Here is a 4,049-nt window from a genome sequence, read left to right as displayed (position 1 = left end):
GACTCGAACTCATGCACTGGCTAATTTCATAAATTCCTTTTTTTGTCAACTCCTAATACTGAACCGACGCCCTAGGCGATATTCATCTTGCTTAATCAGAGAACGAATTGCTTGATGTTCGCCATCAATCACAACGGTTTTTTCAAAATCTGCACCGCTAATAAAGGGTGGTACTGGCGACTCGGATGCAACGGTTTTGACATCGAGAATTAGCGGTAAAGCAAAGGCTAACCAAGCTGGCATTACCCAAGATTCGGTATCTGTGGCATCTTTTCCCGGTGGCAAAGCTAGGAAGAAAAAGGTCAGCGGTTGATTGTCGGGATAGCTGATCTTGAAAGTGCGATCTTCTTCTGCTTGCAAATTCTCCTGAATCAATAATGAATCAACGTGTTGATAATTGTCAAGGGTAAAATTGGCAAGTTGTTTGTCAGTAATTAAGTGCTTGCGAATATCAGCATCAAATCTAGTCCTAGCAATCCAACTGTAAGCTTTCTGAACAAATTTGTTGGTTTCTGGAGTAAAGAAATAAGCGGGATAAAGATAGAGATAGCGATATTTGCGCCCTTCAAAGTCTCCTCCTGTGGCATTGGTTTGATTCATCAAAATTTGTCTCAGCATGATTTCGATAGACCAAATTGAGCAAATCTGACGCTTGGCAGCTTGCGCGTTAAACAAAATTTGGCGGTTGCTGTAAACTTGTGGAGTAAATAAAGTCGCCGCCTCCATTTGTTCCGTCACAGTGTAAGCCGAACTCGACATCGCACAAACATTTTCGCGTCCTCTCCCTGTGATTTTTGCCGCACTGTAGCGCGCCAATTCTAGTAAAAACGGATCGGTTTCTGGTTTGATAACTGCCCCCGTCGGCAAGGAAACAATGCGGCTGACATAAGTCCGCAAATCCTTCCAGCCGTCGGGAATTTTAAAGTTTTCGGCGATGGGTTTGATGAGAGTGACTGCACATTCAACCATATCGGTTAAGACGGCGCGCACTTGAGTTTCATCTAATCCTTTATTTCGTTCAAAATATTGTGCAGCTAAGTAATACCAATCCAGAGGAACGCCGCCTGTTTTTTTGAGAGATTGAATTGCTTTTAAAGCGGGGATTTTGTCGGCTAAACCTAAATGTTCGGCAAGTTTTTCAGTCAAGTCTAATTCGGGCGGGCTTTGCCGTTTAGCTTTGGGCAATTCTTTCTGAGAATCACTCAAGCGTTCCTGCCATTTATTCCAAATACCTCGACACAGGATATCGCCAAATTCTGCTAACCTGTCAATCCGATAATCTTCGGGAAATTCAAGATTTAATTCACCCGGTAAATCTCCATCTTTTTGGAAACTTATCAAGCTGTCGCTGCGCTTTTTTGCAGAGGATGCTTTGGTGCTGGTAATGAGTTTGCAAGCTGCTTCGATGCTAACTCCCATGAGTTCGATTATATCAAAAAACAGCCAGTAGAATTCACCAAATTTAAAGCCTTTTCCGTCTCGGCTAAATCCGGTTGTTTTGAGCTTCAATCTCTCGGCACAAAGGTTCTTGATTTTGGCAATAACTTGGTTAGAAATTTCAGCAGTTTCGATGGCCGGTGCATTGGTTTTAGCTAGATAAACAGCACCATCTGGCAAATACAGCAGCGGCGTATAGAACTCGCTGGGATGAGCATCAATCAGAGCATTGTTGATGATATTTGTCAATACTCCGCGATTGTCTGAGAGGGAGTGATAGCTAAATTTAAGTTGTCCGTTGCTAAGAGAATTCAAAACTTCAGATAAACCGTTAGCTTCTGCATCGCTGGGATGTTTGATAACTGAGGCGAATAAGTCTGAGAGTCTGACTAAATTGGCTATAGTTCCTCTGATTCTACCATCGAGTCTAGGCTGCAATCCGCGAATTTCAAGACCGCGATCGCTATCATATTTGACTCCGGCATTGTTGCTCATCCACACAAGATCGTCGATGTGATATTCCCAGTCTTCACCTAATAAACTATCTAATCCGAGTTGTTGAATTTTTAGAGCCACATAATCGCGTCCGAAGTTGGGGGCTTCGTCTTTATGAGGTGGGTATTTTCGCCACTCTCGGTTGGCAAATTTTCCCTCGGAATCGTTAGTTTTCAGCCATTCACAATAATCTGGAAATTTGTCGAAGTCGTGCAGGATGTACGATGCTATGAACAAAGCTATTTCTGTTTCACCGCAGTTGCGTTTAACAGGATTGGTTTCAGGTGTCTCTGTCTTGAGTTTCTTGAGAATTCGGTAAGTTGGGAATAAGCCGTTAAGCAGGTGAGAAGTAAAGGATTGATCGTGTTTGCTGCGCTCTACATTCTTTTTTTGACGACGCATCTCTTCAGTGAATTGACCGCCTTTAGCTGTGGCTCCAACTAGCTGCTGCATCAAGTTTGGCAGGACCTTTGCCGCGAAGGATGCTAAAAGGCGATCTCCCTCATTTCCTTCTACTTCTCGAATGGCTTCTTTAAACAGTCGAACTGTCAAAAGTTCGTATTTAGCTGGCGTTTCACTGTCCTCATTGGCTGTAGAATTTAACTCTAATGGTTCGAGTGGCAATTCATCAAAGTTATCGTCAAATAAAGATAGTTGTTTCCCCAACATCAGTTTTTCTCCTATTGTTTAAATATTGCCGTAATTTTCTAGCAGATCCAGCCTTCATCCTCTTTTGGCTTCAAGTGCCAAATCAGCGTCTCTAACAAAAGTGCCGATCGCCCAAATGCGATCGTGTAAGGTGGTCTTCTATCCTCTGGCTGGTCGCTTAAAGCATAAGCCTGAAAGTGAATCGGCAATCCACACTTGGCTCGTAAAGTCATGCGATCGCGATCGGAGATATAGCACACTAGACCTCGTGTAGATAAAGCACTACTAATTTGGTTACCTGTTGTCACCTCCAAGCCTTTCAAAACTTGAACCTTACCAGACTTGGCAATTGCACTCAAATCGTCTCGCGAACAAGAAAAATGCCAATCTTCTCGCAATTCCCGATATCCAGTCAATGTCAAATAACACAAAGCGTTCTCAAACCGATTGGCTGCTAAGCCCGCCTTTTTAGCTCGCTTCATAAAATCGTCTTTTTCTATTAACTCAGGAGCCAAATGAAAGTTACTGAGTAAACTGGGGAGATTATAAGTTTTAAACCGTTCTTTCTCAGGCTCGTTGGGATTAGTCATATCATAAATCCCACAATCTAACTGGCTGAGGCCGCGAAAACTCCGGGCATCATCAATAACTTTTTGCTTGCCTTCACTCTGACAGTGCTTAATCTGCCCAAACTTTTTCTTGACACTAATATCTAGAGTTTTTTGGATATCAGTGCCGAAACCTTGGGCAGCATTAGGGTAATAACGAGACAGCCTCAGCAACTCAGAATATACGCAAGCTGACTGAATTGATCCCCAGCGTTTGGGATACTGTCGAAACTCGTTGACATAGCCGTAATGCTGGCGGATAGCGCCGGACAAACTAATACGATCGCGCGTTTCGCCATCTTGCAGCGGGTGGTTTTCAGCCTCAAACAGCCTTTCTATAATAAAGTTGGGTAGCAAAGCATAAGCTTGATAAATGTCAAAGCCTAGATGTCTCCCCAACCTCCCGAAACGCTGAATAAAATTCCCCGCATCTGCCGCTTCAAATACTAAAAAATTAATCCGAAAGTCAACTCCCACATCAATTGTCGATGTTCCCAAAAGTAAGTCAGCGTCTTCAACAGATTTAGAATTCTCTGTCTCACCAGTCAATCCAGTATTTTCTCGGACTTTCAATCCCAGCGGTTCAAAAATCGCCTTGAATTTGGGGACTAAGGTTTTTACAGCGGCGATCGAGTTCAGGATAATTGCACCTTTACTCCCAGGATTATCTTGAAAAAATTTCAAAATCGTTGTTTCGGCATTTTCGACAATCCAGTTATAACAATACTCCGGACAGTTTTTAAAGAGGGATACGATCGCTTTTGCAGCAGAGAAGTGAAAAAAGTGGGGTCTTCTGGGTTTGCGGTGTAAACTGTATAATATATGAACTTTATGCTAGAGGCTAAGCTCATGGATTTTCAT

At 42.9% G+C, this 4,049-nt stretch carries 2 protein-coding genes; both read right to left on the bottom strand.

What is annotated here, in order from left to right:
• Positions 1–45: 45 nt before the first annotated feature.
• A complete protein-coding gene (cas10d, locus tag QUA54_RS33815) occupies positions 46–2,601 on the bottom strand; it encodes a type I-D CRISPR-associated protein Cas10d/Csc3 (protein WP_333419349.1) in 2,556 nt (851 codons plus the stop codon).
• A gap of 38 nt (positions 2,602–2,639) precedes the next feature.
• Positions 2,640–3,944 (bottom strand): type I-D CRISPR-associated helicase Cas3', encoded by a 1,305-nt coding sequence (cas3, locus tag QUA54_RS33810; protein ID WP_333419351.1) that lies wholly within the window; start codon positions 3,942–3,944, stop codon positions 2,640–2,642.
• Positions 3,945–4,049: the final 105 nt, after the last annotated feature.

Origin of the sequence: Microcoleus sp. MOSTC5 (assembly GCF_036701825.1) — a bacterium.
GTDB lineage: Bacteria > Cyanobacteriota > Cyanobacteriia > Cyanobacteriales > Microcoleaceae > Microcoleus > Microcoleus asticus.
This window is presented reverse-complemented; position numbering and strand designations above follow the sequence as displayed.

Coding starts and splice junctions, on each gene's coding strand:
- cas10d (WP_333419349.1), bottom strand. CDS start 2,601: ATGTTGGGGAAACAACTATCTTTATTTGACGATAACTTTGATGAATTG.